The 21,948-nt window shown below is 69.3% G+C and carries 22 protein-coding genes, 1 tRNA gene and 5 pseudogenes; 14 read left to right on the top strand and 14 right to left on the bottom strand.

Going from position 1 to position 21,948, the window contains the following annotated elements; genetic code table 11:
• Nucleotides 1–18: 18 nt before the first annotated feature.
• Nucleotides 19–96: pseudogene (locus GA0070604_RS34460) on the bottom strand (DUF6458 family protein); the annotation flags it as partial.
• Nucleotides 97–146: 50 nt separating this feature from the next.
• Between GA0070604_RS34460 and GA0070604_RS08440 the strand changes: the two are divergent.
• Entirely contained in the window at nt 147–1,040 is an 894-nt protein-coding gene (locus GA0070604_RS08440) for an RNA polymerase sigma-70 factor (protein WP_091116898.1), read from the top strand.
• 93 nt (nt 1,041–1,133) lie between these two features.
• On the opposite strand, the pseudogene GA0070604_RS08435 reads toward GA0070604_RS08440, so the two are convergent.
• A pseudogene (locus tag GA0070604_RS08435) lies at nt 1,134–1,363 on the bottom strand (YxiG-like protein); the annotation flags it as partial.
• Nucleotides 1,364–1,908: 545 nt separating this feature from the next.
• The gene (locus GA0070604_RS08430; RefSeq protein ID WP_141721252.1) at nt 1,909–2,178 is read right to left on the bottom strand and encodes a hypothetical protein; all 270 of its coding nucleotides are present in this window, start codon (nt 2,176–2,178) and stop codon (nt 1,909–1,911) included.
• A gap of 36 nt (nt 2,179–2,214) precedes the next feature.
• Between GA0070604_RS08430 and GA0070604_RS33400 the strand changes: the two are divergent.
• A pseudogene (locus GA0070604_RS33400) lies at nt 2,215–2,437 on the top strand (site-specific integrase); the annotation flags it as partial.
• A 246-nt stretch (nt 2,438–2,683) separates the two neighbouring features.
• On the opposite strand, the gene GA0070604_RS08420 reads toward GA0070604_RS33400, so the two are convergent.
• The 3 genes and pseudogenes from GA0070604_RS08420 to GA0070604_RS08410 form a co-directional block, all read right to left on the bottom strand.
• Entirely contained in the window at nt 2,684–3,034 is a 351-nt protein-coding gene (locus tag GA0070604_RS08420; protein ID WP_091116891.1) for a hypothetical protein, read from the bottom strand.
• 151 nt (nt 3,035–3,185) lie between these two features.
• Nucleotides 3,186–4,172 (bottom strand): annotated as a pseudogene (locus GA0070604_RS08415) (IS701 family transposase); the annotation flags it as partial.
• Nucleotides 4,173–4,383: 211 nt separating this feature from the next.
• Nucleotides 4,384–5,628 (bottom strand): IS256 family transposase, encoded by a 1,245-nt coding sequence (locus GA0070604_RS08410; RefSeq protein ID WP_091113630.1) that lies wholly within the window; start codon nt 5,626–5,628, stop codon nt 4,384–4,386.
• A gap of 210 nt (nt 5,629–5,838) precedes the next feature.
• Between GA0070604_RS08410 and GA0070604_RS08405 the strand changes: the two genes are divergently transcribed.
• Nucleotides 5,839–6,135 (top strand): GYD domain-containing protein, encoded by a 297-nt coding sequence (locus tag GA0070604_RS08405; protein WP_091116888.1) that lies wholly within the window; start codon nt 5,839–5,841, stop codon nt 6,133–6,135.
• 280 nt (nt 6,136–6,415) lie between these two features.
• Entirely contained in the window at nt 6,416–7,288 is an 873-nt protein-coding gene (locus GA0070604_RS08400; RefSeq protein ID WP_244161790.1) for a phosphotransferase, read from the top strand.
• Between the two features lie 207 nt (nt 7,289–7,495).
• Here GA0070604_RS08400 and GA0070604_RS08395 read toward each other — a convergent pair whose 3' ends face one another.
• Nucleotides 7,496–8,116, bottom strand: coding sequence for an NAD(P)-dependent oxidoreductase (locus tag GA0070604_RS08395; RefSeq protein WP_279615675.1), 621 nt, complete (start codon nt 8,114–8,116; stop codon nt 7,496–7,498).
• Between GA0070604_RS08395 and GA0070604_RS34120 the strand changes: the two are divergent.
• Nucleotides 8,115–8,945: pseudogene (locus tag GA0070604_RS34120) on the top strand (IS5 family transposase). The gene GA0070604_RS08395 and the pseudogene GA0070604_RS34120 sit on opposite strands and share 2 nt — an antisense overlap.
• On the top strand, nt 8,942–9,349 hold the full coding sequence (locus tag GA0070604_RS08385; protein ID WP_091116884.1) for a hypothetical protein: 408 nt from the start codon (nt 8,942–8,944) through the stop codon (nt 9,347–9,349). Before GA0070604_RS34120 ends, GA0070604_RS08385 begins: the two are co-directional and overlap by 4 nt.
• A 424-nt stretch (nt 9,350–9,773) precedes the next feature.
• On the opposite strand, the gene GA0070604_RS08380 is transcribed toward GA0070604_RS08385, so the two are convergent.
• Nucleotides 9,774–10,400: a DUF2218 domain-containing protein gene (locus tag GA0070604_RS08380; protein WP_091116880.1), complete on the bottom strand. Its 627-nt coding sequence runs from the start codon at nt 10,398–10,400 to the stop codon at nt 9,774–9,776.
• A gap of 413 nt (nt 10,401–10,813) precedes the next feature.
• On the opposite strand from GA0070604_RS08380, the gene GA0070604_RS08375 reads away from it, so the two are divergent.
• Nucleotides 10,814–11,395 (top strand): TetR/AcrR family transcriptional regulator, encoded by a 582-nt coding sequence (locus GA0070604_RS08375; protein WP_091116876.1) that lies wholly within the window; start codon nt 10,814–10,816, stop codon nt 11,393–11,395.
• 164 nt (nt 11,396–11,559) lie between these two features.
• Nucleotides 11,560–12,357: a recombinase family protein gene (locus tag GA0070604_RS08370; RefSeq protein ID WP_167363411.1), complete on the top strand. Its 798-nt coding sequence runs from the start codon at nt 11,560–11,562 to the stop codon at nt 12,355–12,357.
• A 74-nt stretch (nt 12,358–12,431) separates the two neighbouring features.
• On the opposite strand, the gene GA0070604_RS08365 is transcribed toward GA0070604_RS08370, so the two are convergent.
• The 3 genes from GA0070604_RS08365 to GA0070604_RS08355 all read right to left on the bottom strand — a co-directional run bounded on the left by GA0070604_RS08365 (nt 12,432) and on the right by GA0070604_RS08355 (nt 13,427).
• A complete protein-coding gene (locus GA0070604_RS08365) occupies nt 12,432–12,704 on the bottom strand; it encodes a hypothetical protein (RefSeq protein ID WP_091116869.1) in 273 nt (90 codons plus the stop codon).
• Nucleotides 12,705–12,735: 31 nt separating this feature from the next.
• Nucleotides 12,736–12,810 (bottom strand) — tRNA-Val (locus GA0070604_RS08360).
• Between the two features lie 50 nt (nt 12,811–12,860).
• Entirely contained in the window at nt 12,861–13,427 is a 567-nt protein-coding gene (locus GA0070604_RS08355) for a TIGR02611 family protein (RefSeq protein ID WP_091116866.1), read from the bottom strand.
• A 275-nt stretch (nt 13,428–13,702) separates the two neighbouring features.
• Here GA0070604_RS08355 and GA0070604_RS08350 point away from each other — a divergent pair, with 275 nt between their 5' ends.
• A complete protein-coding gene (locus tag GA0070604_RS08350) occupies nt 13,703–14,134 on the top strand; it encodes an SsgA family sporulation/cell division regulator (protein WP_007457244.1) in 432 nt (143 codons plus the stop codon).
• A gap of 77 nt (nt 14,135–14,211) precedes the next feature.
• Here the strand turns inward: GA0070604_RS08350 and GA0070604_RS08345 are convergent, their stop codons facing one another.
• Nucleotides 14,212–14,988, bottom strand: coding sequence for a glucose 1-dehydrogenase (locus GA0070604_RS08345; protein WP_091116863.1), 777 nt, complete (start codon nt 14,986–14,988; stop codon nt 14,212–14,214).
• Between the two features lie 164 nt (nt 14,989–15,152).
• On the opposite strand from GA0070604_RS08345, the gene GA0070604_RS08340 reads away from it, so the two are divergent.
• Together GA0070604_RS08340 and GA0070604_RS08335 are read left to right on the top strand one after the other, a co-directional pair.
• Nucleotides 15,153–16,070 (top strand): helix-turn-helix domain-containing protein, encoded by a 918-nt coding sequence (locus GA0070604_RS08340; protein WP_091116860.1) that lies wholly within the window; start codon nt 15,153–15,155, stop codon nt 16,068–16,070.
• A gap of 180 nt (nt 16,071–16,250) precedes the next feature.
• On the top strand, nt 16,251–16,775 hold the full coding sequence (locus GA0070604_RS08335) for a potassium channel family protein (protein ID WP_091116857.1): 525 nt from the start codon (nt 16,251–16,253) through the stop codon (nt 16,773–16,775).
• Here GA0070604_RS08335 and GA0070604_RS08330 read toward each other — a convergent pair.
• Nucleotides 16,735–17,643 carry a hypothetical protein gene (locus tag GA0070604_RS08330; RefSeq protein WP_091116853.1) on the bottom strand — a complete coding sequence of 303 codons (909 nt, stop codon included), beginning with the start codon at nt 17,641–17,643 and terminating at the stop codon, nt 16,735–16,737. The genes GA0070604_RS08335 and GA0070604_RS08330 overlap by 41 nt on opposite strands.
• A gap of 25 nt (nt 17,644–17,668) precedes the next feature.
• Complete coding sequence (locus tag GA0070604_RS08325) at nt 17,669–18,190, bottom strand: VOC family protein (RefSeq protein WP_091116849.1); 522 nt, start codon at nt 18,188–18,190, stop codon at nt 17,669–17,671.
• Between the two features lie 50 nt (nt 18,191–18,240).
• Between GA0070604_RS08325 and GA0070604_RS08320 the strand changes: the two genes are divergently transcribed.
• The 3 genes from GA0070604_RS08320 to GA0070604_RS33385 all read left to right on the top strand — a co-directional run bounded on the left by GA0070604_RS08320 (nt 18,241) and on the right by GA0070604_RS33385 (nt 21,870).
• Nucleotides 18,241–18,711: a MarR family winged helix-turn-helix transcriptional regulator gene (locus GA0070604_RS08320; protein ID WP_091126977.1), complete on the top strand. Its 471-nt coding sequence runs from the start codon at nt 18,241–18,243 to the stop codon at nt 18,709–18,711.
• A gap of 48 nt (nt 18,712–18,759) precedes the next feature.
• Nucleotides 18,760–20,349 (top strand): tetratricopeptide repeat protein, encoded by a 1,590-nt coding sequence (locus GA0070604_RS08315; protein ID WP_091116846.1) that lies wholly within the window; start codon nt 18,760–18,762, stop codon nt 20,347–20,349.
• 120 nt (nt 20,350–20,469) lie between these two features.
• On the top strand, nt 20,470–21,870 hold the full coding sequence (locus GA0070604_RS33385) for an N-acetylmuramoyl-L-alanine amidase (protein ID WP_244161788.1): 1,401 nt from the start codon (nt 20,470–20,472) through the stop codon (nt 21,868–21,870).
• The last annotated feature ends 78 nt before the right edge of the window (nt 21,871–21,948 follow it).

Genomic DNA, 21,948 nt, shown 5'->3' with positions numbered 1-21,948 from the left:
CCGCACCGATCAGACCCGGATCAGGGTACGAGCGTGGCGTCGCCGGTCCCGCCAGAACCAGAACGTCGTCAGCAGCACAGCCAGCCCAGCCAGGATCAGGGCCTTGCTGTAACCAGGCCCACCCGCGAAGCAAGGACGGTCGAGATATGAACCACGCCGCCGACCCGGCGACCGAGAGTTTCCTCGCCCACCGGAACCTGCTCTTCACCGTCGCGTACGAGATGCTCGGCTCGGCGGCCGACGCGGAGGACGTCCTCCAGGAGACCTGGCTGCGGTGGACCAAGGTCGACGTGGGCCAGGTGCGCGACCAGCGCGCCTACCTGGTCCGGATCACGACCCGGCAGGCACTGAACCGGCTGCGCACGATGAAACGCCGCAAGGAGGCCTATGTCGGTCCCTGGCTGCCCGAGCCGCTGCTCACCACGCCGGACGTGGCCGAGGACGTCGAACTCGCCGAGAGCGTGTCGATGGGGCTCATGATCGTCCTGGAGACACTGTCACCGACCGAGCGCGCCGTCTTCGTGCTCCGCGAGGCCTTCGAGCTCGGCTACGACGAGATCGCGGCCGCCGTCGGCAAGAGCCCCGCGGCCGTCTACCAGATCGCGCACCGCGCCCGCCAACACGTCGATGCCCGCCGCCCCCGCCAGGTGGCCTCCCCCAGCGAGACCCGGGCGGCTCTGGGGGCGTTCCAGCACGCGGTCGAGACCAGGGACCTGCAGGGTCTCCTCGACGTGCTCGCCCCTGACGTCGTCCTGGTGGGCGACGGCGGCGGCATCAAGCAGGCCGTGCTGCGGCCGATCACCGGCGCTGACAAGGTCGCCCGCCTGTTCCTCGGCAATCTGGGCCGGGTCGGCGGCACGCTCACCGGTGAGCCGACGGTGGTCAACGGCAACCCGGCCCTCCTCGTACGACTAGACGGCGAGATCGACGGCGTCATGGCGATCCGGATCGAGGACGCCCGCATCACCGGCGTCTACTACGTCCGTAACCCGGAGAAGCTGACCCACATCGAATCCGAAACCCCGCTCACCCTGCGATGAACACCGGTGCCGGAACAACAACCACCTGGGGGGTGTAACGCCGAGGTAGCGCGCTGCGGCTGGTGTGCCGCGCCGGTCGTGGCGGCTTCACCGTCGCTCGTCGAGCGAGCAACGCCAGGTATCGGGCCTCACCGCCGTCTGGACCTCGGCTGCGACGCAGTACTTGAAGAGGTAGCGGAGGTGGACCGGTGGGATGCCGGTAGGCGGGTCTGCGGCGACGTAGACGATGACTTCGTAGTCGCGGATGTAGTCGGTGTACCCGTGATGCACGACGCGCCGTCGAAGATGTCATCCAACGCCTGGCTGAGCCGCACGATCTCCACGCCCCGTTCCACCACCCGCCGGAACCCGCCCCTGGCAGGGCGGCCGCGCACTCTCAGCTTGGGAATCGGGTTGATCTACACGGTGCGTAGCGACGCCTCCATGCGGAGTTTGACGGGAAGTGTTACTCGGCCCGTCGAGCGCCCCGTCCTGCCCGGTACTGACCGCTGAATCGGGCACGCTACGGGCACGGCTGGCTCAGCGCCCTACGATGATGCCCGTGGAAGGCCTTGGGGCTGCGGCCACGTTGCTTTGCGGCGCGCTGAGTTGCCTATTCGTCCGCCTAATGCTCTGCGCCGTCGCTGCGGCATGGGCCGCTTGGCCCACACGTCGGCGGTGACCATTGCCAGGGTAGTCAAAGCGTCCGAAGGGACCTCTTCGTCCCGAAAAAAATTATCGGCCATCGATGAGCTGGGCGAGTAGCCGGAGTGAGCTGCCGGAACAGTCCGCCATCGTCCGTGGGCGTCCGCTGTCAGCCGTCCCGGTCGTCACTCAGTTGGTCACCCAGCCCGAGGGCCGGACGTTGAAGCGAAGCCCACGGTTGTGTTCATTCGTTCGTGAGGCGGATCAGCCCGAGCACCGCAAGAACCAGCGCAACGACAACGCCTAAGGAGGAGACGAAGATCATCAGCCTCGGGCTTGCGAGCCAAGGCGATGACCTCAACCATCGCGGCAGGCTCGACGGTCGACGTGCCTCGCGATCCCGCAGCTCAACCAGGCCCGCGATGATCCCCACGGTCCCCATAAAAGCCCAGCCAACGGCGAACAGAAGTACTTGCGTAGGGCTGGCTAGGTCAGCCGAGGCGGCGCGGATCATGGGGTAAACGATCACAGACAGCCGGACCAAATTGCCATCGTCTTCACCACCCGCCACGGCACACCGATCGAGCCGCGCAACTTCCAACGCTCCTCGCAGACCAGGTGCGAGAGAGCAAGCGCCAAGCCGATCACCGCCCACGACGCCAGAAGAACTCCGGCACGCAAGATTCTCAATAACGATGGCGATCTACACCCAGGTCTCATCGAAGGCGACGAGAGAAGCCCTCAAGCGGCTCGGCGACTCACTGACCCGATGACCGGACTGCTGTATGACAGCAGAAAGGCCACCTCCCGAAGCCGGGACGTGGCCTTTGACCTGCGTGGGCGACACTGGGATCGAACCAGTGACCTCTTCGGTGTGAAGGAATGATCGGGCGTCAGTGAGCTGGCCGAGATGTCCGCTTCACCTGCTCGAACGGTCCGCCGCCGTCCGCGGGAGTCCGGCGCTGATCGCGGACGTTGTCACTCAGTTCGTCACCCACACGCTGAACCGTCGTTGCTGCTCAGGCTTCGCTGACCAGCTCCCGGACGCGCTGCAAGATCTCCCGGGGGTTGTCCTCTGCGAGGTTACGGAGCGTCTTGTCGCCCGCCTCCGACGGATAGAGGATCGCGGTCACTACGGACGCGATCGGGCTGCCCAGCCGGTAGATGCGTGCCTCCTCCCACTGGCTGGTGGGGAGATCCGGAGGGAGGTGCCCCAGGCCGTGCGAGGCGAGGTCATCGCTGATTGCGGCGCAGATGCCAGTCGAGAGTCGCCCGGCGCCGCGAATGTCTCGCAGCTCCGCCATGTGCGTCACGTACAAGCCGCCCGAGTCCTCGACGGCGTCCCTGAGTTCGTCATATGTGCTCGCCACATGAAGAAGCTTAGATGCCAGGAAATATCTAAGTCAAGAGATTTCTTTGCCCCTAAGTGGCAGCCTTACCCGCTTTGGGACTGTCACCGCGCCCCCGCCCGCTGCGCCTCAGCCATCCCGTGATGTTCTCCGAGCTACCGGGGGAACCTCACAACTCCTCGATGCTCCAGCGAGAGCCGGCCACGGTCACGAGGGTGTGCAACGGCACCGGGCGAGGCGCCCAGCACAGGTAGAAGGCCAGCTCGCCGGTGGTCCGGTTGCGGCGGATGAGCAGCCACCGATGCTCACCCGATCCGGTGGCGGTGGTGATCCAGGCCCACAAGTAGTCGCGGGGACCCTTCGCGCCCGGCCCGCAACTGTGCAGCTGCCACTCGCTGGTGGGGATCCGCTCGGCGAGGTCATCGACACGCACGAGGGTGCGGCCGTCGTTGACCGCCACCCGCCGGTCACAGCCCACGGCCAGGACGTAGCCGATCCCGTGCTGTTCGAGGTCAGCGCGTAGGTCGGGGTCGGCGCCGTAGACCTCGTCGCCGGTCACCCACCCGAACGGGACGCCGGCGTTCAACGCGTCGGCGATCATCTGCCGGGCCAGCGCCGGTTTCGTCGCGAACTCAACGACCTCGGGGACGCCGGCGGCGGCAAGCCGGTCGGGACGGTCGCACCAGGTCGTCTCGGGTAGGTAGAGCCTGCGGTCGATCAGCGCGCGGCCCGCGGGTGACACGTAGGCAAGGAACACCCCGACCTGGCTGTTCTCGATGCGACCGGCGGTGCCGGTGTACTGCCGCTGGACCCCGACTGAGCACACCCCTTTCTTGAGGAAGCCTGTCTCGTCAATGACCAGGACACCGTCGGGGTGGCCGAGCTGCTCGATCAGCCATGCCTGGATGTCGTCTCGGACGGCGTCGGCGTCCCACACCGCCGTACGCAGCAGCCGCTGCATCGCCTGCGGATCGGCGTGACCCGCCCGTTCCGCCAGGGACCAGCAGGTCTTACGCTCCACGCCCGACAGCAGCCCTTCCACGAACTGTCCGGCCGTCCGGCGCGGTTCTGCCCGCACGAACCGGTCAGCGACACGCGTCACCGCCTCGTCCAGGATGACCCGCCACCGATCAAGGTCTAGGCTGTGGCCCACGGCCACCGCACGATCTTCGGTTGTCCTCACAAACCATCGATGATCAACGCGGTGGCCGTCCTCATGCCCACGCCACGCCCAACGCCGAAGCCAAGTGACGTTGGAGTACTAGGCCCAGCTCGCCGGGCGAGCCGCCATCCTGTGATCGCTCGCATCACTCGCGGTCACGTCCGCGCTGGTGGTGTAAGAGACGGCCATCGCGTGATCCGTTCTGATGCTATGCGGCGATCGGCGCCGCGTCGGGCTGGTCGGTGTCGTGTTGGCTGGTGTCGACGGTGATCAGGCGGGCTTTGGCCAGTAGTTCCAGGCCCATGTAGCGGCGTCCTTCGGTCCATTCGTCGGTCTGCTCGGCCAGGACTGCGCCCACGAGGCGGATGATCGCCGGCCGGTTGGGGAAGATCCCGACGACGTCGGTGCGGCGGCGAATCTCCTTGTTCAGTCGCTCCTGAGGATTGTTGGACCAGATCTGGCGCCAGATCTCACGCGGGAAGCCGGTGAACGCCAGGAGGTCGTCGCGGGCGGCATCGAGGTGCTCGGCCGCGGCCGGGAACTTCGCTTCGATGGTGGTCACGACCCTGTCGAACTGGGCGCGGACGGCGTCGGCGTCGGGCTGGTCGAAGATCGTCCGGACGAGGGTGGCGATCCACGGCTGCGCGGACTTCGGCACCTTGGTCAGCAGGTTGCGCAGGTAATGGGTCCTGCACCGCTGCCACGAGGCCCCGGGCAGAGCCGCCCCGATGGCATGCACCAGGCCTGCGTGGGCGTCGGAGATGACCAGGCGGACACCGGACAGGCCGCGGGCGGTCAACGATCGCAGGAACGCCAGCCAGCCGGCGCCGTCTTCGTCGGAGGCGACGTCGAGGCCGAGGACTTCGCGTTGGCCGTCAGCGTTGACGCCGACAGCGATCAGCGCGTGGACGTTGACGGTGCGACCGGCTTCGCGGACCTTCATCGTCAGCGCGTCCATCCACACGAACGTGTAATGCCCTGAGTCCAAGGGCCGGTTGCGGAACGCCTCGACCTGCGCGTCCAGGTGGGCGGCCATCTCCGAGACCTGCGACTTCGACAGCTGCCGGATCCCGAGCTGCTCGACCAGCTTCTCCACCCGCCGCGTCGACACCCCCAGCAGGTAACTCGTGGCCACGACCGAGACCAAGGCCTGCTCGGCCCGCCGCCGGTGGGTGAGCAACCACTCCGGAAAGTAGCTGCCGTGCCGCAGCTTCGGGATCGCCAGGTCGATCGTCCCGGCGCGGGTGTCCCACTCCCGATGCCGGTAACCGTTGCGGGAGTTCACCCGCTCATCGCTGCGCTGCCCATATCCCGCGCCGCAGACCGCGTCCGCCTCGGCGGACATCAACGCCTGCGCGAACGTCTTCACCATCGCCTGCAACACATCAGGCGACGCGCCCTCGATCTGCTCGCGCAGCAGGTCAACAGGGTTCACACTCGCTGAAGCGGCCATCGCGTCCTCTTCTTCCTTCTCTGACTTGGTCGTCTTGAAGGATCGACGCGATGGCCGTCTCTCATCTACGCAACACGCCCATCACGGGCAAGTCGTACACCACTCCCGTGGACGCAACCTCACTCGCTCTGATGCGTACTTGAGGTGGATTCCGGCCATTATGCCCATAATCAGCCCTACGATGAGGTCTCTTCATGGAGGTGAAGGACCATGCCGACGTATGTCGCGTTGCTGAACTGGACCGATCAGGGGATCCGAGGCTACAAGGACACCGCGAAGCGCGCCGAGGCCTTCGCCACAGCGACCCAGAATCTCGGGGCGAATCTCATGAACATTTACTGGACCGTCGGTCCCTACGACCTCGTGGCCGTCGTCGAGGCACCCGACGACGAAACCGCCACCGCGGCGTTCCTGCAGCTCGGCGGGGCGGGCAACGTCCGTACCACGACCATGCGGGCCTTCGGTCGAGAGGAGATGAATCGCATCATCGCCAAAGCCGCTGGCTAAGGCCTTCCACACACTGCCCACGACAGGTGGATTGTATGAACTCTCGCGCCCCCTGTCATTCCGGACGTCGCTGTGCACCCGTATCGGGTTGACTTTGAGCTGCCGCGATCATGTCGCCTTGTCGCATCCACGTCGCGGTCGTAGTGGCTCAACAGACGCGGCTAACTGGGTTGCGGCCGCCGGGCGCTGGACGCGACGCTCGCGGGGTGCAGATGCATGCCGATCAGCTGACCGTAACCCTTGAGACTGTCCGCAAGCTTGTAGATGAGCAGTTTCCCGAATGGCACGGCCTACCCATCCGGCCCGTCGCTTCCCAGGGGACCGTCAACGCCATCTTCCGTATCGGTGGGCAGTTCGCGGCCCGGTTCCCGTTGGAGTCTCGGGGCGTCGAGCGACGCGCCGCTGGCTGGAATCCGAAGCGGAGGCGGCTCGTGAGCTGCTCGGTCGGACCCGGTTCCCCACGCCCGAACCGGTCGCGATCGGTGAACCTGGGGAAGGCTACGAGCTTCCATGGTCCGTGCAGACCTGGATACCGGGCACGGTGGCCACCGACGAGGACCCCGGCCATTCGGTCACGTTCGCGCGTGACTTGGCCGAGTTCATCAGGGAGGTGCGCGCGATCGATACGCGCGGCCGGACCTTCAGTGGCAACGGCCGGGGTGGAGACCTGCAATCGCACGACGCATGGATGGAGACCTGTTTCCAACAAAGCGAGCACCTTCTGGACGTGGCGCGGCTTCGCCAGATGTGGGCGGTCATGCGGGAGCAGCCGCGCGGCGCAGCCAGAGACGTGGTGACCCATGGTGATCTCATTTCCGGCAACGTGCTGGTGTCCGGCGGGCGCCTGAGAGGTGTTCTTGACGTCGGTGGGCTCGCACCCGCCGATCCCGCTCTGGATCTCGTAGGTGCCTGGCATCTGCTGGAAGCCGGACCACGGTGGGTCCTCCGCGAAAACCTCGGCTGCGACGAGCCAGAATGGGAGCGCGGTAAGGCATGGGCCTTCGTACAGGCGATGGGACTGGTCTGGTACTACGTCGCCAGCAACCCGGGCATGAGTCGGATGGGCCAACGCACCCTGGAGCGCATCATGGCCGACCCATCATCGAACTGCCTCACTGCCACACGGGCCTGGGACGGCAGGGACACGTCGTAGCGCGGGGCCCGCACGAAGCCTGGGTCATCCCGGGCGGCGTGCTTGACGTCCACGGTCCCAGCCGCGCACACACTTGCCGCAACCCTCGCGGACGCTGCAACGCCAGGTCAACATCCGTGCAGACCGTCCGAGCGGGTTGGCGGCGTTGATGAGGGCGGGGATCCGCTGACCGCTACCAGCGCCTCGAAGCGATGCGGATGAATCGGCTCAGCTCTTGGCGAGTGCTTCGCGGCGGATCCACTGGAGCAGGGTGGGGTTGTCGACGGTGGTGATGACGCTGACGGTGGTGCGGAGGTAGCGGTCGTCGTCCAGCAGGGCCAGCATGCTGGCGGCCAGGTCCACACGGGCGGTGAACCTGCCGTCGGCGTGGCCCTCGACGAGGGTGTAGTCGGTGGGCGACGGCAGGTGGTAGAGCCCGTTCGGGCGCACGATCGTCCAGTCCAGGTCGCTGGCGCGGACCAGCGTTTCCATCCGCCGCATGTCGTCGTACATCGTCTTACCCAGCACCCGCGTCACGTATGGCAGTAGGACTCGGTTGAACAGAAACCCGCCATCGGAGTACGAGTGCGGGGCGACCCCAGCAGAGCTGACCACGGCGAGGCGACGCACGCGATGCCGTTTCATCGCGCCGACAATATTGGCCGCCCCACGCGAATAGGTGCTGATCGGTTTCTTCTCAGCGGGCGGTTCGAAGATCTTTGATCTGGTCTGCGGGTTGAGTCCGATTGGGGATCGTCCTGCGGGTTCACCACGAATCGTAACCGCTCGATGCCTCGAAGGTGAATCCTGGTCATAACCGTTGGCTGTTAGCGGCGTTGGGCTGGTCATGGGTGATCTAAAGCCGTATCCCAGTGATGTCACCGACGAGCAGTGGGCGTTGATCGGCCCGTTCCTGGACGCGTGGAAGGCCAAGCGCGTCTCGGTTTCGGGTCATCAGGGCGACTACGACCTGCGGGAGATCGTGAACGCGATCCTGTACCAGAACCGGACCGGCTGTCAGTGGGCGTATCTGCCGCACGACCTGCCGCAGAAGTCAGCGACGTACTACTACTTCGCGTTGTGGCGTGACGACGGCACCGACCAGGCGATCCATGACCTGCTGCGCTGCCAGGCGAGGGAGAAGGCCGGCCGCCGGGAGGACCCGACCGCGGTCGCGTTGGACACCCAGTCGCTGCGCGCGGCCAACCACGTGCCCGTGGCGACGACCGGTAAGGACGCCGCGAAGCGAGTGCCCGGGCCGTAAGCGGGGCCTGGCCGTGGATGCCCTCGGCCTGATCATCGCCGTGGTGGTGGCCGCCGCTTCGATCACCGACAACGCGATCGGGATCAAGCTCTTGGACAAGGTCGCCGAGCACACCCCAACGGTCACCCGGGCCCGGGTGGACGCCGGCTTCAAACAGGACGTCGCGGTCCACGGCGCCGTCCTGGGCATCGACGTCGAGATCGTCAAACGCTCCGACACCGGCCAGGGGTTCGTGCCGGTCCGCAAGCGGTGGATCGTCGAACAGGTCAACGGCACGCTGATGCTGCACCGCCGCCTCGCCCGCGAGTACGAGAGCCGACCGGAGTCATCGGTGTCCCGCACGCTGTGAGCGTCGATGGCCAACATGGTCCGGCGGCCGACCGGCACCAACCCCCATCCTGGCGGCACCGGTGAACATCACCACGATCCTCGACCTGATCGCCGAACGCGAAACCGCCGCAGGTCAGACCGCCGATCGGCTACGCCAGCAGATCACGACGCTCACCACCGAACTCACCCGCATCGACAGCGAACTGGCCGACCTGGCGACCACCCGCACCACCCTGCAAGCACTGATCGCCGCCGAGTTCACGGCCGAGGATCCGACCATCGCCAGCGCCCCCTACCAGCAGATCCTAGCCGTCCTCCACGCCGCGCCCACCGGGATGCGCGCCAAAGACATCTGCATCGCCGTCGGCGTCGAGCCCTCACCCAAGCACGTCGAAGGTGCCCGCGCGAGGCTGAAACGCCTGGTCAGCCGCCAGATTCTGACCGAGACCGAGCCCGGGGTTTTCGCTCTCGCCCCGAAAAGGACCTAACCCTCCGAACCGCCCTCTCACAAATACTAAGTGATCACCGTAGAAAGGTCATCTGTAGGCTGCTGCTGTCGGCGCCCCCTCGCGGGGTCGGGCGCGAGGCTGGGTTGGGTGCCGTAGGCGGCCGAGGAGCGGACGCGTCGGGCCACAGCTTGTCGAGGTCGACTGAACATGCCGGCGCGGTGGCAAATGTCGCGGGTTGCGCCGAGGTTGGCCGCTTGCCGTTACAACACCTGTGGGTGCCGGGTGGTGTTCGCGAATGAGGTCGGGCCTGTCGCCGAAGTCGCCCGGGCATCGAGGTGCCGACGAGGACTTCGGTCGCTCAAGTGCCTGAGTATTGAGCCGGCGGGCAGTTCCACAGGCTACAATCGCCCCGCAGGGCCTGCAGGCAAACCACCTCGCCGGTGGTGGTGAGCCGCGGTGCCGCCTACCTCCGGTTGGAGTTCTTCGGCTCCCTGCCGCGCCGGATTCCAAAGCGGGCCAAGACGACCAGCGCGATCTTGACTACGACCAGTGCGGCGGCGACGTTAACGGCCACGCCGGTCCACCGAGATTCGGCCAGGACCGTGCCCGCCAGTCCGATGTGCAGGCCGATGACTACAGCGGAGGCGAGTGCGAGGAGGATCGTCTGGGATCGTCGAAAGCCGCGCCGGGGCTTAGGCGTTGTTCCGGCGGCGTGCTGAACCTGGGCGGTGCCGGGAGTGTCGAGCCGCTGCCAGGTCACGGACAGGGGGTCCCGTCGGCTGAACCGCTCGAGGTTGCGGGTGATGATGTCGCGGATCTGCGCCAGACCATCCTCGTCGGCGCTGTCGATGCGCAACGTGAGCGTTGTGCTGTCGGCCGTGAGTGTGGCCTGGCCCCACGGGGTGAAGGTGATCGTGCCACTAGTCTCCGACCATTCGGCGGCAACCTGCACGTCCTGACGGACTGTCTCGGTGTGCAGATGCATGCGGGGAGTGTGGCTGCCGCGTCCCATGGCAGCGGCATGCTTGCAGAACTGGGCGAGGTAGCGACGTGCTCGAGCAGTCCGGACCTCGGCTATCAGAATCGGCACGGTAACTCCTTCTTGATCGTCTGTTAAGGGTGAGCCCGGCCCCGCTAGGGGCTAGGGGGGAGGTGGTGCCGGCGTGGCGGAGGGTCCGAGGTTGCCGCTCCTGCAGCCACGTACAGCGCCGGGCGCCTACCGCACGCAAACGCCGTGGCCTATTGGCGCCAGCTGGGCTGCTCGAGCCTCATCCCGGCCCAGACGTAGACCCTTCTCAGTCCGGCCATCCATCCCTCGCACCTCGTGCAGCCCTCGACGTCGGGGGTCCCGAATGGCTTGTCTTGTATGTCTATGTCGTTCTGATCTGCCCGAATTGACGCCGCCGCTGCCACGGAGGCCGAGCCATGCACTAAATTATCGAGACAATCTGTCTTCGTCAACAACACTATGTTTCACTAGTCGACGTTGTGTAGGATCGGGGCGTGCCCAAGCTGTGGACCGAGACGATCGACGCGCACCGCGCCGCGGTTCGGGACGCTGCCATGGATGCCATGGCCGCGCTGGTGGCCAAGCACGGCCTGGTCGCGGTGACGATGTCGCAGATCGCCGAGCAGGCCGGTATCGGGCGCGCGACGCTCTACAAGTACTTCCCAGACGCCCGAGCCGTTCTCACCGCCTGGCACGAACGTCAGATCACCGCACACCTCGACCAACTCACCGCCGCCGTCGATCCCGCCGCCCCGGCAATCGCGCGCCTCAACACTGTTCTGCACACCTACGCGCACATCCAGCACCACTCCGCGCGCCACCATGGCGGCGAACTCGCCGCGCTGCTGCACCGCAGCGAACACGTCGACCACGCTCAGCAACGACTACGCGACTTCGTCCAACAGCTGATCGCCGAGGCCGTGCACGCCGGCGACCTCCGCGACGACGTGGCCACCGACGAGTTGGCTACCTACTGTCTGCATGCCCTCACCGCAGCCGGCACCATGTCCAGCCACGAAGCCGTCCATCGCCTGGTTACCGTCACCCTCGCCGGCCTAACCGCCCGTCGCCCATAGGCCGTCTCGCAGCCAAGGCGATGGTCTTACTGAGAGAGCTGCGCCCGATTGATTTACCGCCCGGTTGCGCATCGCTCCCCGCAGACGACAGGGCCTGCAATGGAGCGACAGTGCCCAGGTATCGCTGATGTTCCCGCTGCCGGAATCGGTGCAGGATGGACGGCATGCTGAAGATCTGGGAACGCGCCTTCGACGTTTCTTCGGCCATCCTCGTCGCCGGCATGGAGAAGAAAGCCGAGAAGGGCCTGTGGAACGGCGGCGCCCGACCGCTGGGCTACCTGGTCGACAAGAAGACTCACAAGCTGGTGGTCAACGAGGCCGAAGCCGCGACCGTGCGGCTCATCTTCGACAGCTACACAAGAGACCGCCTGGGCACGAAGTCCATCGCGACCATGCTCAACGACCGCGGCCTGCGCACCCGCATGGGCAAGTCCTGGTCACCACACACCATCGAGCTGATCATCACCAACCGGGTCTACCTCGGCGAGAAACACTTCCGTGACATCGCCGTCACCGACGCCCACCCCGCCATCATCACCACCGAGCAGTTCGACCTTGCCCAACGCATCCTCGCCAAACGCAGCGCCGACATCGGCCGGCGCGCGGCCAACTCCTCCGACTACGAACTCACCGGCAAGATCCGCTGCCCCCAGTGCGGGAGACGCTACATCGGCACCGCCGCCCACGGCCGCAACCACCGCTACCGCTACTACATCTGCTGGAGCCGCGCCCGCTACGGCACCAACGCCGAATGCGACAACCACCGCTTCAACGCCGACAACTCGAACACGCCATGCGCCAAGCCGTCCTCGACTTCTACTCCACCGACTACCCCGTCATCAGCCAAGCCATTACCGAGTTCCAGACCAGCCACACCCAGTCGACCAGCGCCTACCAAGACGAACTCGCCGCGATCAACAGACAACTCACCGACAACAGCACCGCCGTCGACCGCTACCTGACAGCCTTCGAGAAAGGCACCCTCGACGACGAGGACGACAACATCAGAACCCGGCTGGCCAACCTACGCGACCAGTCACGACTCCTCCACGCCCGCAAGGCACAACTCGAACTCGACCTGGACCAGCCGCCCGCCGCACCAGCCCCCGCCGACCTGTCCAAAATCCACGCTCGCATCCGCGACGTCCTCAACCACGGCAACCACATCGCCAGGAAAGCCCTCTTCGAAGCCCTGATCCACGAAATAGTGGTCAACTTCGATGACAGCCTCACGCCGATCTTCAGGATTCCGGTGCTCAGAGACGGACAAGGGCCGGACCTCGAAGGCCCAGCCCTTGATCAAATACAAACCGCTGACGCGGTTCGCGCACTGCTACCTATGGTGGGCGATACTGGGATCGAACCAGTGACCTCTTCGGTGTGAACGAAGCGCTCTCCCGCTGAGCTAATCGCCCTCAGCGCCGATGACTCTACCTGATCGAGAACCCAGACCAAAAATCCGGGGTCAGTGCGTCGCGAGGTAGTGCAGCGCCCGCGCCACCACGTCGATGCCGAGGCTGTACTTGAGCGACAGCCACAGCACCACGGCCACGAACACCAGCCCGACCGCACCCAGCAGGAAGCGCACCGGCAGTGACTGCCGGAGCACCCAGCGCGTCCAGGCCTGCACGTTGCGCCGGGTGAAGGTGAGCAGCCGGCGGGCCCAGATGAACTCGACGGCCCAGATGCCGAGCCCGGCGATCACAATCAGCCAGCCAGGGCCGGGCAGCGGGATGAGCGCGATACCGACGGTGACCACGATGGCACCGACGACGGCTATGACGATCTTGAGGGTGATCCGGCCGGTGGGGTTGGCCCGGATCAGGTCGAGGGTGGTGTGCACCCGCTCCCGCCAGCCACCTCCGGGCCGCGGCTCGACGGCGACGCCGGAGACGTCCCCGGGCCCCTCGCCGGCACCCCGCCCACCGCGTTCCACAGACACCTCGCACCCCCGCCTTTCGGCTGCCCCGGCCGCTCCTTTCGGCGGGTCGGCCGTGGCCCCCGGCTCCACTGAGGAACCCGTCGCGACCATTTCCACCCCCAGTGTCGCCCTGGACCGTCACCCCCGTTGAGGACTGGACGTTACCGGAGTAAGTCGACGACTGAACCACCCGTTGCCGGGCGGGATCACGGAACTGGGCAGAACAGGGAATCCTACAAGAATTTTCGCATTCTCGGAGGCGTTTCCCATCACCTTCCCACCACTGGGTGAAGTCAGCGTATGGCGGAGCGTAGCCAGGAGTAGCACCTGAGTATGGGAAAAGCGGGACACGCGCGTTCCGCAGCGGTGCCGGGGGGAGAACGTCCATGAGTGTCATTCGACCGACGACCGTAGAGGTCGAGACGTCGCTAAGGCTCGTCGCGCCTGACGCCACCGCATTGCCGGTGCGTGCCAGCTTGCGTTACGACCCTGCTGACCCGTATGCGGTCCACGTCCTGTTCCACGCCGAATCGGCCGGTGGTGAGGCGGTGAGCTGGTCGTTCGCCCGTGAACTGCTGGTCACCGGGCTCGACGAGCCGGCCGGCATCGGCGACGTCCGGGTCTGGCCGTGGGCCACGCCGCGCGGCGACTTCGTCGCGCTCGCGCTGTCGTCCCCGGACGGCAACGCCCTCTTCGAGGTCCCGCGCAGCGTCCTCGTGCGCTTCCTGCGCCGGACCTACGTCGTCGTCCCGCGCGGCCGGGAGGCCGAGCACCTGGACGTCGACACGGCGGTCAACCGGCTGCTCGCCGGCCGCTGACGACGCACACCCGGGCCGCGCGGATCTGCCGAGTCCGCGCGGCTCCGGCAACTCACGGGCCCGGGGTACGCCCCGACTCAGCCGTGCGTGGTGATGCCGCCGTCGACGGGGATCACCGCCCCGGTCAGGTACGCCCCGGCCCGGGACGACAGGTAGATCGCGGTGCCCGCCATGTCCTCGGGACGACCGATCCGGCCCAGCGGCACCTGTTGCTCGATCGCCGCCCGGGACGCCGGGTCGTCCAGCGCGAAGGCCATCATCTTGCTCTCGAACGGCCCGGGAGCGATCGCGTTGACCGTGATCTGCTCGCCGGCGAGCTGGTGGGCGAGGCTGCGGGTGAGCATGTGCACGGCCGCCTTGGTCGCCGAGTAGGCGTACACCTCCATCCACGGCACGCGGAGGCCGTCGATCGACCCGATGTTGATCACGCGGGCCGGGTCGTCGGCGCTGGCTGCCGCGCGCAGCGCCGGCAGCAACGCGGTGGTGAGCCGGAAGACGGCCTTGACGTTGACCGCCCAGAGCTTGTCGAAAGCGCTCTCCGGGTACGCCTCCAGCGGCGCGCCCCAGGTGGCGCCGGCGTTGTTGACCAGGACGTCGAGCCGGTCGGTGCGCTCGCGGACGGCGGCGGCCAGCCCCGAGGCGCCCTCGTCGGCGCTCAGGTCGGCGGGGATCGCCTCGCAGCTCCCCTCGGCGGACAGTTCCTCGGCCACCCGTTCGCAGACGTCGGCCTTGCGCGAGGAGATGATGACCTTCGCGCCCGCCCGTACGAAGCCTCGGGCGATCATGAGCCCGATCCCTCGCGAGCCGCCGGTGACCAGGACCGTCTTGCCTTCGACCGAGAACAGATCCGTCATGCCCACCCCATCGCGAGTCGGTGGGGGCCGCGGGCCGCTCCGGCGCGACCCCGGCACTACCGATCGGTAACCTAGCCGGCCGGCGTCCCCGGCGACAAGACCCGTCCCGGATGCCCGAATCCGCCGAAGTGCAACATCCGCCGCCGGCGATTAACGTCGGGACGATGGTCACTCCCGGTCAGCTCCCTCCGGCCACCCGCACCGACCCGCCCATCCTCGATCACGACATCGACGGCATCACCACCGGCGCGCTCGGTGACCTCGCGCCCGAGCCCGGCTGGCCTCGCCCGGTGCTGCTCGACGCCGACCTGCTGATCCTGATCACGGGCGGCCACGGCAGCGCCGAGCTGGACTTCCGGGCGCTGCCCTGCCGGCCCGGCGCGCTATTGCGGGCCCGCCCCGGCCAGGTGCTGCGCTGCCTCGGCCCGCAGCTCGACGCGACGGTGGTGAGCTGGAGCACCGGCACGCTGAGCGGCCTCGACGTCGACCTGGACGCGGTGCCGGCGTACCGGCAACTGGCCGGGGAGGACGAGGACGCGGTGATCAGCGAGGTGACCCAGCTGACCGTGGACGCGGAGCGCCACGCGGGGGTGCCCGCCGCCACGGCGCTGCTGCGCCACCAGCTCGCCGTGCTGTTGCTACGGCTGGCGCTGCTGTCCGGCGAGTCGGGGCACGCGTCGCGCCCGGAGACGGACACCTTCCAGCGGCTGCGCCGCGAGCTGGAGCGCGGCTACCAGCGCACCCGCCGGGTGGAGGACTACGCCGCCCGGATCGGCTGCTCGGTGCGTACGCTGACCCGCGCCTGCCTGGCGGTGACCGGGCGCAGCGCGAAGCAGGTGATCGACGACCGGGTCGCGTTGCAGGCCTGCCGGCTACTCGCCGCCACCGACGAGCCGGTCGGCCGGATCGGCCGGTGGCTCGGCTTCCCCGAGCCGACCAACTTCGGCCGCTTCTTCAGCCGCGAGGTCGGGGTGAGCCCGGGCGCGTTCCGGGCCGCCCGCGAGCAACCGCTGCCCGCCGGGGTGGTGCGCCCCCGCCCGATCCGGCCCGGCGGACGCCTCCCGGCCACGTACGCCGGCTGATCGCCCGCGGAAAGCCCCGCTGACCGGGGGCCGCTGTCCTGTCCTGGCGCGCCGGCCACCACACCCCGACCGAGACGACGGACCAGCGGGCCAGGTCCGGCGGCACGAGCCTCGGGCGTGCCGGCCGAGTGGCTTGGCCGTTTTCACCGATCCGGCCGCGTCGGGGCGGAGAATCGCCGCATGGCCGACGGGACGTACCGGCGGGAGCGCCGACGGGCGTTGGTGGCGTGCCTGCTGCTGCTCGCGGCGTACTTCCTCGTGCCGCTGGCGTACGACCCGAACACGGTCCGCCTCGTCCTGCGCACGATCGGCACCGTGGTCGTGGTGGTGGCTGTCGCCGTCGCGATCACCCGGCGGGTACGCGATCAGCTCGCACCCGCCGGGCCGACCGGCGAGGCGGCGACCCGCTCGCTGGTCCGCCTCGCGGTCGCGCTGGTCGCCGGGGTGCTCGCCTTCGCCCTCGGCGACTTTGTGATCGCCACCAACCGGGCCGGCGAGTTCGTCGGGCTACAGACCCGGGTGGACGCCCTCTATTTCGCGCTGAGCACGATCACCACCGTCGGGTACGGCGACGTGCACGCGCAGGGGCAGGTCGCCCGGTTGGTGGTGTGCGGGCAGATGCTGTTCAGCATCGGCGTGATCGCGACCGGCGCGTCCATCGTGGTCAGGCAGTTGGCTCAGCAGTCCCGCCCGGGTCGGCGGTGATCATTACGTCCCCGCCGAGCCGGCCGTGCTCGGGCTCGCGGGTGACCGCGCCCGCGGCGAGCAGCGTGACCAGCGCCCGGTTGGCGTCGGCGGCCCGGTAGATCGTCGAGGTGACCGCGAAGCGGCGCAGCTCGGTCACCGTACGGGGGCCGGAGCGGGCGAGTTCGGCGAGCAGTTCGCGGCGCAGCGGGCCGGGCTCCGGGTCGAGGCTGATGTCCACCGGGCGGCCGGCGGGGTCGGCCGGGTCCCGGTAGCGCACCCCGGCGTACTCGTCGAGGTCCCAGAGCGCGTCCTTGAGCGCCTCCAACGCCCGGTCGGAGCCGGTGGCGTAGCCGAGCAGCCGGGCCGGTGTATCGGTGGCGGGGACCAGTTCCACCTCGGTGGCCAGCGGGAAACCGGCCGTGGTCAGCAGCGGCCGCAGCGCCCGGCCGGGCTCGGTGACCAGCAGCAGCTCGGCCGGGCGGCCGGACGCGGCGGCGGCCAGCAGGGCCGGGTCGGGGTCGCCGCCGTCGACCACGGTCAGCAGCGGGGCGCCCGCCGCGCCGGCGGCCTTGAGCGCCACCGGCAGCCGGTCCGGGTGGCCGGGGACCACGTGCACGGCGACGTCGGCCGGCAGGGTCGCCTCGACCGCGCCGAGCCGGGTCGGCAGCTCGGTGCCGTCGGGGGCGAGCACCAGCACGGTCAGCCGCCGCCCGCGCAGCCGGTCGGCGAACTCGGCCACCACCCGCAGCGCGGCCGCCGCGCCCGCGGGGTCACTCCCGGCGTACGCGAGGGCGAGGGTGGCCCGCCGGGAACGGTGCAGCGCCCCCGGTAGCCAGTGGTCGAGCTGCCGGACGAGCAGCTCGCGCAGGACGGCGTCGGTCGACATCCTGCCGTTCTACCGCATCGGCTGTTCAGGCCGGGACGGAGATCCCCACCCCGCCGCGGGTCTGGCCGCCGTAGCGCTGCCGCTCCCGGTCCAGGTCGAGCCGGCCGATCCGTTTGCGGGCGGCGAGGGCGGCCTCGTCGAGCAGGTCGGCCGGGACGATCCAGACGATCTCGAACTCCAGGCCGTCCGGGTCCTGCCCGTAGAGGCTCTTGGTGGTGCCGTGGTCGGAGGCGCCGACCAGGGCGCCGGCGGCGGCCAGCCGCTCGGCGGTGGCGGCCAGTTCATCCAGGGTGTCCAGCTCCCAGGCGAGGTGGTAGAGGCCGACGGTGGCCCGGCCGGCCGGCGACGGGCTGGCGGCGGCGCCGATCTCGAACAGGCCGAGGTCGTGATCGTTGGTGGAGTCGGGCGCCTGAAGGAAGGCGGCGCCGCGGAAGCCGTCCGGCGTCATCGGGACCGGGCGGAAACCGAGCACGTCGCGGTAGAAGGCGACGCTGCGTTCAAGGTCGCGGACGTAGAGGACGGCGTGGTTGAGGCGGTGGATTCCCATGTCTCCGACGGTAGCGCGATTTGATTGAGCGTTCAACAAGTTGCCCTATGATGGACGCCATGACGAGGTGGCTGAACCCCGACGAGCAGCGAACCTGGCGCGCGTACCTCGCCGCCTCCCGGGCGCTGATGGACGCCCTCGACCGCGAGCTGCAACGCGACGCCGGGATGCCGCACGCGTACTACGAGATCCTGGTCCGGCTCTCCGAGGCCCCGGAGCGACGGCTGCGGATGAGCGAGCTGGCCGACACCACCGGCTCGTCCCGCAGCCGGCTCTCGCACGCGGTCGCCCGGCTAGAGGCCGAGGGCTGGGTCCGCCGCGAGGAGTGCCCGACCGACCGGCGGGGGCAGTTCGCCGTCCTCACCGACGCCGGCCACGCCACCCTGGCCGCCGCCGCGCCCGGCCACGTCGAAGGGGTACGCCGGCACCTGTTCGACGCGTTGAGCCCCGCGCAGGTGGACCAGCTCCGCCGGATCAGCGAGACGCTGGCCGATCACCTGACCGGATCCCGACCAAACTGATCCACAGCGGGGGTTGTACTTACCGTCGCCGGCCGAGCACGATGGGGCGTGACCTCCGGCTTCGGTGAACTGACTGTCCAGGCGCACCACCTGGTGGCCGAGGGTGACCTCGCCGGGGCCCAACGGCTGCTCGCCGACGCGCTGACCGACGCCGATCCACATCCCGCCAACGCCTCCCCCGAGCTGGCCGAGGCCGCCGGGCTCCAGGCCCGGGTGCTGGTCGCCCTCGGCGAGCCGCACACCGCGCGCGGCTGGGCCGCCTTCGCGTACGCGGCGGCCACCCGGCTGCACGGCCGCTCCGACGAGCGCACGATCACCGCCGCCGCCACCCTGGCCGCGGTGCTGCACCGGGTCGGCGCCGACGCCCGGGCCGCCCGGCTCTACTCCGAGGTCATCATCGAACTGACCGCCCGGGACGGCCCGGAGTCGCAGCGGGTGCTGGCCGCCCACGCCGACCTGGCCACCGTGGAATACTCCCGCGGCCAGTGCGACGTCGCCCGCGACCGCTTGCAGGACACCTGGGAGCTGCACCGCGAGGTGTACGGCGACGGCCACCCGAGCGGCATCAAGATGCTGGCCAGGCTCGGCGCGATGGAACGCGACTGCGGCCGGTACGCCGAGTCCCACGAGCACCTGTCGCTCGCCGAGGAGCTGTGCGGGCTGCACCTGCCCGCCGACGACCCGCTCGCCGCGCAGGTGGCCGGGGTGGCCCGGGCCGCCGCCGACCCGGACCACGTCTGCGCCACCCCGGCACCCGCCTACGTCGCCCCGGAACAATTCGGCGCCGACCCGGAGCCGCCGGCCCGGGAGACTCCGGTCGTACCCGCCGCCCGGGTGCCACCGGCCGCCGAGGGCCCGCCCGAGCCCACCCTCCCCGAACCTCCGCTCTACCACCCGCCGGACCGGGCCGAGGGCGACCACCCGAGTGTGCCCAGCCCCCGGATTCCGCCCGAGGCCGCCGACGACCCGCTCGACGACTTCCCGTGGCCGCCGCACGAGCCGGCCGCCGAGCCCTGGCGGCCGGCGGAGAGCGCACTGCCGCCCACCGTGTTCGGGCTGACCGAGGGCGAGCCGGAGGGCGTACGCCAGGTGCCGCGCGCCGCCGAGCCCGAGTCGCCGTCGCGCTACCTGCCGGTGCCCGTGCCCCGGCCACCGACGCCCGCGGCACGGGCCAACCCGTGGCTGCCGCTGGTGATCGCCGGGGTGGTCGTGGCGCTGCTGCTCGGCACCATCGCGGTGATCGCCGGGGTGTCCCGGGTGGACCGGCCGCGCGAGACCCCGGGCCCCGGGCCCGGCACCACCGGCACGCCGACCGGCGGCACACCGACCCACACCGGTACGCCGAACGCCGCGCCCGCAGCCTCCCCCGGCACCCCACCCGGAGCGGTCCGGCTGACCGACCGGCGGGACAGCATCGTGCTGAACTGGACGTACCCGGCCGGCGCGGAGGGGCCGGTGGTGGTGGCCGGGGGCCGCTCGGGGCAGGAGCAGCACACCTTCCTCGAACTGCCCGCCGGGACCGACAGCTACACCGCCTACGGGCTCAGCCGCAGCACCGACTACTGCTTCACGGTCGCGGTGGTCTGGTCCACCGACACGGTGGCCCGGGCCGCTCCGGTCTGCACCCGCCGGAGCTGACCCGCCTGAAAATTCTCGCCACGCAGCACGGCTCTGTCGCAAAATCTATACATCGACAGCCATCGCGGTATACCGTACGGCCACCCGACCCCCATCCGGGTCCTCCGAAAAGGAGCTACGGTGCGCCTTCGGTTCTCCCCGCGTCGACCGGACCGCCTGGTCGGCGCCATGCTGACGCTGACCCTCTGCCTGTCCGCCCAGTCCGCTCTCGGCGCCGGGCCCGCCCTCGCCGCACCCGCCGGCCCGGCGGCCGGCCCGCTGAGCGCCGCCTTCGACACCGCCGCCGCCCGGTACGACGTGCCCCGTGACCTGCTCGTCGCGCTCGGCTACGCCGATACCCGGCTGGACGGGCACGGAGGCGCACCGAGCGCCTCGGGCGGGTACGGCCCGATGCACCTCACCAGCAACCCGGCCGGGCGCACCCTCGACGAGGCGGCCACCCTGACCGGGCTCGACCGCGCGGCACTGCGCACCGACCCGGCCGCGAACATCACCGGAGCCGCCGCCGTGCTGCGGTCGTACGCCGACCGGGCGGGCCTGACCGCCACCGACCGTGGGAACGCCGGCCGGTGGTACGGCGCGGTCGCCCGGTACGGCGGCGCGACCAGCCCGCCGGTCGCCCGGCTCTACGCCGACACCGTCTACGACCTGCTCGCCACCGGATTCACCGCCACCCGGGGCGGCACGCTGACGGTCACCGGCCGGCCGACCGCCCCACAGCGCGGCGAACTGGCCCAGGTGCCGGCACTCGGTACCGGCGGCGTCGGCACCCTGAGCACCGACTACGGGCCGGCCGCCTGGGCGCCCGCCTACTCCGGCAACTACACGGTGGCCAACCGCACCACCGACTACCGGATCAACTACGTGGTCATCCACATCACCCAGGGCTCCTACGCCGGCTCGATCAGCTGGTTCCAGAACCCGTCGGCCCAGGTCAGCGCGCACTACACGGTCCGCTCCTCGGACGGGGCGATCACCCAGTCGGTCCGGGAGAAGGACATCGCCTGGCACGCCGGCAACTGGACGTACAACACCCAGTCCATCGGGATCGAGCACGAGGGTTACGTCGACAACCCGAGCTGGTACACCGACGCCATGTACCGGGCCTCCGCGGCGCTGACCCGCAACCTCGCGAACAAGTACGGCATCCCGAAGGACCGCTCGCACATCATCGGGCACATCGAGGTGCCGGGGGCGACGCACACCGATCCCGGCCCGTACTGGAACTGGACGTACTACATGCAGCTCGTCAACGGCGTGACCGGCATCGGCAGCGGCACCGTGAACACCGGTGGCGGGACCCTCAACGTCCGCTCCGGCCCCGGGACCGGCTACGCCGTCGCCGGCTCCGTCGCCCACGGCGCGACCGTCAGCATCTACTGCCAGACCACCGGCACCACCGTGACCGGCACGTACGGCACGAGCAACGTCTGGAACCGGATCGGCACCAACCAGTACGTCGCCGACGCGTACGTGCTGACCGGGCACAGCGGTTTCATCCCGAACGTGCCGCGCTGCTGACCCGCGTACCGGGCCCGTCGCCCCGCCGGGACGACGGGCCCGGCGGCCGGCCGACGGGGGCCACGCGCGGGACCGCCA

Source organism: Micromonospora eburnea, from assembly GCF_900090225.1.
In the GTDB taxonomy this organism is placed as follows: Bacteria; Actinomycetota; Actinomycetes; order Mycobacteriales; family Micromonosporaceae; genus Micromonospora; species Micromonospora eburnea.
Note: the sequence above shows the minus strand (reverse complement) of the source record. Positions and strands in the feature narration are given on the sequence as shown.